Genomic DNA, 6701 nt, shown 5'->3' with positions numbered 1-6701 from the left:
ATATTGTACTTTAGCGTTTCCTCCGGATGGTAAATTTTTAAAATCCCTTTCATTATTTCTTAAAAAAGAGCTGTAATACTATGATTGTTAAACGTTTTCAACAAAGATAAAAAATAGATTGAATGTGGAGAATTTTTTGAAAAAATATTTTTTAAAATCATCGATAAATTTCTGCTTCCTAACGGCACGGAAAATATTTTCACAACATTCGGATCCTTAGGGATAAGATGCGATATAAATATTTACATTTGTCCAAAGAATTCATGCCGTATGAAAAACATATTAATGAAAGGGGCTGCCGCCCTGCTGCTGGTGCTCGGGCTGTCATCCTGCAGGAAGTCGGACTCTCCGCTCACGAAAGTTACGCCTTCCAATCTGGATTCCATAGCCGCCAACTATTATGAGCAATACCTGAAAATGTATCCCCTGGAGGCCACTTCCCAGGGAGACCTCCGGTACAATGACCAATTGCCGATTACGATCGATAAAGACTTTATTTCAGGCGAAGTAGCCTTCTATCATTCTGTGCAGAAACAGCTGGAGAATGTAGACTACAAGAACCTCTCCGATGATGACAAAGTAGTCTATAACGTACTGGACTACACCCTGAAAGATAAAATCGAAGCGTATGCCTATCATCCGGAATACATCCCGTTCACCCAGTTCGGGGGATTGCCTTTGAGCTTTCCCTTATACGGAAGCGGGGAAGGAAGCCAGCCCTTCAAAACCGAAAAAGACTACACTGACTGGCTGAAAAGGATGGAAAAGTTCCCTGAATGGATGGATGCAGCCACCGAAAACTTCAGGGAAGGCATCAGCAATAAAATGGTGCTTCCCAAAAAGCTGGTCGTTAAGATGATCCCTCAGATGAGAGCGGAAGAAATAATCTCTGCCGATCCGGAAAAAAATATTTTCTACGGACCCCTGAGAAATTTTCCGAAAGACTTTACCAAAGAACAGAAAGAGCGTTTTTCAGGGTCTTACAAGGAAGTGATTACCAACAAAATCATTCCTGCCTACAGCCGGATGGGCGACTTCCTGGAAAAGGAATACCTGCCGAAAGCCCGGGATACCGATGGCTATAACAGCCTTCCCAACGGTAACGAGATCTATCAGTATTACGTGAAAAGCTGGACGACCACCAGCCTGTCTCCGGAAGAAATCAATGCCACTGGCCGCCAGCAGGTGGCCATGCTGCGTGCCGAAATGGAAAAGGTAAAGCAGCAGGTAGGTTTCAGCGGAACGCTGGAAGCGTTTATCAGCTATGTAAAAACCGACCCGAAGGCAATGCCTTATAAAACTTCAAAAGAAGTGCTGGCCGCCTTCAATGGGATTCTTACCCAAATTACCCCGAAACTGAAAACCATGTTTTCCGTTACCCCAAAGACGAAATTCGAGATCCGGCAGACGGAAAAGTTCAGGGAAGCCAGCGCCAGCGCAGAATACATCCAGGGAACCCCTGACGGCAAAAGGCCGGGAATTTTCTATGTCCCGCTTCCGGATCCTTCAAAATTCAATGTAACCTCGGGGATGGAATCCCTTTTCCTGCACGAAGCCATTCCGGGACACCATTACCAGGTTTCCCTGCAGCAGGAGAATACCAGACTGCCCAAGTTCATGCGATTTGGCTGGTTCGGTGCCTATGGTGAAGGCTGGGCCCACTACTGTGAAACATTGGGACCGGAATTCGGCCTGTACACGGATCCTTACCAGAAGATGGGATATTTGAGCGACCAGATGCTGAGAGCCGTAAGACTGGTAGTGGATACCGGGCTGCATACAGGAACCATGAAGAGAGAAGAAGCCATCAAATACTTTCTCAGCAATATTTCATACGATGAAGCCGGTGCCACTGCCGAGGTAGAACGGTATATGGCAATGCCCGGACAGGCATTAGGTTATAAAATAGGTTCATTAAGAATCCGTGAACTAAGGGAAAAGTATAAAAAAGAACTGGGCAACAGGTTTTCACTGGCCAAATTTCATGATGAAGTCCTGAGCCAGGGCTGTCTTCCGCTGGATGTGCTGAACAGAAAAATGGACCTGTGGGCCAAAAAACAGAAATAACAGGATCAGATTCCGGAAGGGAAAAGTGATTATTAAGAAAAAGCCACGGAACAAACCGCGGCTTTTTTGTTTAGATTTGACTATGAAAAAAATCCTTTGCCTGATGATCGCTTTATGGGTATTTTTTCCCGTATGCTGCCGAAAGGAAGAAGAAAACAGCCGGTATAACAGGTTTACTGTCGATGAAAGCATTCCCTTGAATGACACGGTAAAGCGCCTTTCCAAATATCCCGAACTGCAGTTGTATAATGGGGAGAGGATTGAAAGCCCTGCAAGGACGGCATGGATTATACAGCAGGCCAGCTATTCCGACGGCTTGTTTCCTGCTTTGTCATTTCAATTTGCAGATTATAAATGCAATGCCCGATACAGCAAAGACACCATGGATATCCTCCTGAATAACTACAACGGATATTTTGGGAACGGCGTTCTGGTAAAAGTATTTAAAGATCGGTTCTTCATCAGAGATATAGATCCGAAAACGTTGAAAGGGGAAACGAAGTTCATCAGATCAGTACCGGCCTATCAGAAAATAAAGCTTCATCAAGCTTCTTTTGAGAAGGGTGACAGCATTTACGGCTTTATTGATTACACCACCAGAATAGACTCTGTTATAACCAAGAATTTCAAAGGATATTTTAAAACAATTATTAAATAGATAAATAAAATAAAGTGATTACAAAAGAATTGCAGTCCCTTTTCATCAGGGATTTAACAAAATTGAAAACGGAAATCGAAGCTTACCGGGATGAAAAAACAGTATGGAAAACAGATAAAGACATTCTGAATTCTGCCGGCAACCTCTGCCTTCATCTGGTGGGGAATCTCAATACCTATATCGGTGCCCAGCTTGGAAATTCAGGATATATAAGGCAGCGCGATCTGGAATTTTCTTTAAAAGACCTGCCGGGATCTGAGCTCGTCGGACAGATAGAAAAAACAATGGAGATGATCCTGTTTTCATTCGGTAAACTAACGGAAGAAGATCTCAAAAAAGAATATCCGATCGAGCCTTTAGGCTATAAGATGACCACCGGCTATTTCCTGATCCACCTGTTAGGGCACCTGAATTACCATCTGGGCCAGGTCAATTATCACCGGAGGCTGCTGGATGCCCTGTAATTCCGTCAACCAGACCGAAATAGGTAAAACTGTAAAGTTCCGGAAGGGGCTGCCGTTATTTGTCAAACAGCATAGGGGTAATGAAATCATTTCCTTTTCCCCTGGCCGGCGAATATTCCCTTCCGTAATAGATGATCTGAAGATGAAGTTTATTCCAAGATTCTTTTGGCCAGAGGGCCTTTGCATCTTTCTCAGTTTCTACCACGTTTTTACCGGAAGTAAGCTTCCACTGCGTCATTAGCCGGTGGATATGGGTATCCACGGGAAATGCGGGGAAACCGAATCCCTGGCTCATGACTACGGAAGCCGTCTTATGGCCTACTCCCGGAAGAGCCTCCAGTTCTTCATAGGTATGCGGCACTACTCCGTTATGCCTTTCCAGCAGCAGTTCAGCCATTCTCTTCAGGTTTTTTGCTTTGGTATTGGAAAGCCCGATTTCCTTGATTAATTCACGGATCTGATCAACTTCAAGCCGTGCCATCCGTTGCGGGGTACCTGCTATCCTGAAAAGTTCCGGGGTTACCTGGTTCACTTTTTTGTCGGTAGTCTGGGCAGAAAGGGCCACGGCTACCATCAGGGTATAAGGATCCGTATGGTCCAGCGGTATGGGTACCTGAGGATAGATTTTATCCAGTTCTTCCTGAACGATCTTAGCTCTTTGCTTTTTTGTCATATAACGATTAAATTTGAACAAAAATAAATGATTATGTTGAAACCCGGAGATAAATTACCGTCGTTCGAAGGAATAAACCAGGATGGGGATACAATTGATTCGAAAAGCCTCACCGGTAAAAAACTGGTTGTCTTTTTTTATCCGAAAGCAGGTACGCCCGGCTGTACGGCAGAAGCATGCAACCTGCGGGACAACTATGCAGCACTCGAGAAACAGGGATTCCGGCTGCTGGGCATCAGTGCAGATTCTGTAAAAAGCCAGAAAAATTTCAGTACTAAATTTGAACTGCCGTTTGATATCATAGCCGATGAAAGCCGCGACATTATCGGTAAGTTCGGCGTCTGGCAGCTGAAAAAATTTATGGGCAGGGAATTTATGGGCATTGTAAGAACCACTTTCGTTTTCGATGAAACGGGGACCTGTGTCCAGGTCATTGACAAGGTGAAGACCAAAGACCATGCTTCACAGATTCTGGAGGCATGAGAACTCAGGATTTCAGGTCTTCCTGCCGGGCCCTGAAACCTTTTCCTGATATTGCCCTATGGCTATTCAGTTTCATAATACCTCAGTTCCTCGGTATCACCGGGAAGGGTAATCATGTTACGGAATTCCAGTCCCAGTTTCTCAATTAATTTTTGGGAGGCATTGTTATCTTTTGTGGTGATGGCTGAAATTTTCGGTAAGCCGAAATCATGCATTCCTATCGACTTCACTTTTAAGGCTGCTTCATAGGCATATCCGTTTCCTTCGAATTCTTCGAGAAGCGAAAAGCCGATGTCCGCAATATCGAGGCCTTCCCTTTCGAAGATTCCTGCTGCGCCAATCTTACGGTTTCCTTCCTTGATAAGGATCAGGTAATTTCCGAAACCCCGTTTTTCAAATTGGGGGAGAAACCTGTTTTTAATATATTCTGCTGCATCGGAAACGCTTTTCAGGTTCCTGTCGCCAATGTATCTTATAAATTTAGGACGGTTATAAAGCTCGAGGATGAATCCGGCATCCTCCAAGGACATCGGCCGCAGCACAAGTCTTTCCGTTTCATAAAAATTATCTGCGTTTAGCTGATTTTGCCGGTTTTTTAGATTCATCTTTCGGTTCTTCCGGTTTTTCGATTTTTAAAAGCCTCGGGTTGTTTTTACATTTCTTGTTATACAGTTCAATGTAAGATCCGTTATCCTTTACATCCACTACTTTTCCTGTCGACCTTTCTACCGTAAGGGTGAAATGTTTTTTCTGGTAAGGGCATTCCGCAGAGGTAATTTTTCCCAGATCCAGGTGGTAAAAAGAACGGTCTTCCTGATAGTTCCCTGCCATATCCCTGAAATCTTCATCAACAATATATCCGTCTGCCGCTGCTACGGCTGCTGCATCATAAATATTGTCAATTTTCCCTACAAAATCTTTAAGTGCATTGAGATCCGTGACATATTCCGTTTTTGCGCCGGAAGAATAGACGATGTAATAAAATTCATCTTCTGATGCGATTCCCATATTAAAGCCCGATGCCGGAGAAATATAATCCTTCACCACGCCGGACTGCTTAATAACGGTATCTTTTCCGTAATTCTTATGAACCAGCATCCACGAATCCGTTTTCCGATCCGGAACAATATTCTGCAGAATTCCCCCAACGTGGGGAAAATGCTGTTTCCCCTGGCCATACAGAGATTTGCCGGTCAGCAGAAAAATAAGGATGCCGAATGTATAGATCAGTTTTACCATGTTATAGGAACGCAGAAATACAGCGATTATTTTACATGAATTTGTCTCCTTTCCTGAAGTTTTTCAGATCCAGCACATAGTCTTTGATCAGTTGGTCATTCTCTCTCGGGCAGATTAGCAGTGCTTTGTCCGTATCCACCACGATATAATTTTCCAATCCGTCTATAATCACCGCTTTGTTATTATTTTTCAGGCGGATCACATTTCCTTTTGAATTATAGGTAAGTATGGGTTGCTTAGGCTTTACGGTATTAAGATTCTGGTCTTTATCTGCATTCTCATACACAGAAGTCCATGTGCCGAGATCGCTCCACCCGAGATCTGCAGGAATCACATATACGTTTTTTGCTTTTTCCAGGATCCCGTTATCAATGGAAATCTTCTGCACTTTAGGATATATCAGTTCAATACAGCCTTCTTCGCTTCCGGCATTGTATTCACATGCTTTAAAATGCTGGGTCATTTCCGGAAGATAGGTTTCAAAAGCCTTGCAGATGCTTTGCACATTCCAGATAAAGATTCCGGCATTCCAAAGGAAATCACCGCTTTCAAGGAAACTTTTTGCTATTTCCAGCATGGGTTTTTCCGTAAATGTCTTTACCTTATAGTAATCTGAATCATGTTTGTCGACAAACTGAATATATCCATAGCCCGTATCCGGCCTGGTAGGTGTAATACCCAATGTTACCAGATATTCGTTTTTCGAGGCAAGCTCAAAAGCAAGCTCTGCCTTTTCCAGAAAGGTCTCTTCTTTCAGGATCAGATGGTCTGCAGGCAGGACAATCATAGTAGCTTCCGGATCAACTTCCGCAATCTTATTGGCCATATACAGGTTACACGGAGCCGTATTTTTCAGCAACGGCTCTCCCACCACATTCTTCTGAGGGATTTCAGGAAGCTGCTGATGCGTAAGCTCAACATATTCTTTGTTTGTAATGACAAATATATTTTCAACAGGAATCATTCTGCTGATCCTGTCATAGGTCTGCTGAATCATCGTACGGCCAACGCCTAAAATATCCTGGAATTGTTTCGGGAATTTCTGCGTACTCATAGGCCAGAATCTGCTTCCGATCCCACCCGCCATAATCACGCAATATCTATCTGATTTTGACAT

8 protein-coding genes are annotated in these 6701 nt (G+C 43.7%); 4 read left to right on the top strand and 4 right to left on the bottom strand.

The features are described 5' to 3' along the window. Positions 1 to 270 precede the first annotated feature (270 nt). From QZ735_RS14620 to QZ735_RS14610, 3 genes are all read left to right on the top strand, one after another. Positions 271 to 2067, top strand: coding sequence for a DUF885 family protein (locus QZ735_RS14620; RefSeq protein WP_294249790.1), 1797 nt, complete (start codon positions 271 to 273; stop codon positions 2065 to 2067). An 82-nt stretch (positions 2068 to 2149) separates the two neighbouring features. Further along, positions 2150 to 2725 (top strand): hypothetical protein, encoded by a 576-nt coding sequence (locus tag QZ735_RS14615; RefSeq protein WP_294249788.1) that lies wholly within the window; start codon positions 2150 to 2152, stop codon positions 2723 to 2725. Positions 2726 to 2739: 14 nt separating this feature from the next. Further along, a complete protein-coding gene (locus QZ735_RS14610; protein WP_294249786.1) occupies positions 2740 to 3189 on the top strand; it encodes a DUF1572 family protein in 450 nt (149 codons plus the stop codon). Positions 3190 to 3244: 55 nt separating this feature from the next. Here QZ735_RS14610 and nth read toward each other — a convergent pair whose 3' ends face one another. Beyond that, complete coding sequence (gene nth / locus QZ735_RS14605) at positions 3245 to 3862, bottom strand: endonuclease III (RefSeq protein WP_294249784.1); 618 nt, start codon at positions 3860 to 3862, stop codon at positions 3245 to 3247. A 33-nt stretch (positions 3863 to 3895) separates the two neighbouring features. On the opposite strand from nth, the gene bcp reads away from it, so the two are divergent. Next, positions 3896 to 4345 carry a thioredoxin-dependent thiol peroxidase gene (gene bcp / locus QZ735_RS14600; protein WP_294249782.1) on the top strand — a complete coding sequence of 150 codons (450 nt, stop codon included), beginning with the start codon at positions 3896 to 3898 and terminating at the stop codon, positions 4343 to 4345. A 62-nt stretch (positions 4346 to 4407) separates the two neighbouring features. On the opposite strand, the gene QZ735_RS14595 is transcribed toward bcp, so the two are convergent. From QZ735_RS14595 to QZ735_RS14585, 3 genes are read right to left on the bottom strand one after another with little or no spacing between them, the layout of a single operon-like run. Then, positions 4408 to 4950 carry a GNAT family N-acetyltransferase gene (locus QZ735_RS14595; RefSeq protein ID WP_294249780.1) on the bottom strand — a complete coding sequence of 181 codons (543 nt, stop codon included), beginning with the start codon at positions 4948 to 4950 and terminating at the stop codon, positions 4408 to 4410. After that, entirely contained in the window at positions 4910 to 5584 is a 675-nt protein-coding gene (locus tag QZ735_RS14590) for a hypothetical protein (protein WP_294249778.1), read from the bottom strand. Before QZ735_RS14590 ends, QZ735_RS14595 begins: the two co-directional genes overlap by 41 nt. Positions 5585 to 5615: 31 nt before the next feature. Then, positions 5616 to 6701: a mannose-1-phosphate guanylyltransferase gene (locus QZ735_RS14585; RefSeq protein WP_294249776.1), complete on the bottom strand. Its 1086-nt coding sequence runs from the start codon at positions 6699 to 6701 to the stop codon at positions 5616 to 5618.

The sequence above is a fragment of the uncultured Chryseobacterium sp. genome (assembly GCF_913776365.1).
Classification (GTDB): domain Bacteria; phylum Bacteroidota; class Bacteroidia; order Flavobacteriales; family Weeksellaceae; genus Chryseobacterium.
This window is presented reverse-complemented; position numbering and strand designations above follow the sequence as displayed.

Bases quoted from the DNA above. Each gene is read 5' to 3' on its own strand.
- QZ735_RS14615 (WP_294249788.1), top strand. From the start codon at position 2,150: ATGAAAAAAATCCTTTGCCTGATGATCGCTTTATGGGTATTTTTTCCC.
- QZ735_RS14585 (WP_294249776.1), bottom strand. From the start codon at position 6,701: ATGTCAAAATCAGATAGATATTGCGTGATTATGGCGGGTGGGATCGGA.
- QZ735_RS14590 (WP_294249778.1), bottom strand. From the start codon at position 5,584: ATGGTAAAACTGATCTATACATTCGGCATCCTTATTTTTCTGCTGACC.
- nth (WP_294249784.1), bottom strand. From the start codon at position 3,862: ATGACAAAAAAGCAAAGAGCTAAGATCGTTCAGGAAGAACTGGATAAA.
- QZ735_RS14595 (WP_294249780.1), bottom strand. From the start codon at position 4,950: ATGAATCTAAAAAACCGGCAAAATCAGCTAAACGCAGATAATTTTTAT.
- bcp (WP_294249782.1), top strand. From the start codon at position 3,896: ATGTTGAAACCCGGAGATAAATTACCGTCGTTCGAAGGAATAAACCAG.
- QZ735_RS14620 (WP_294249790.1), top strand. From the start codon at position 271: ATGAAAAACATATTAATGAAAGGGGCTGCCGCCCTGCTGCTGGTGCTC.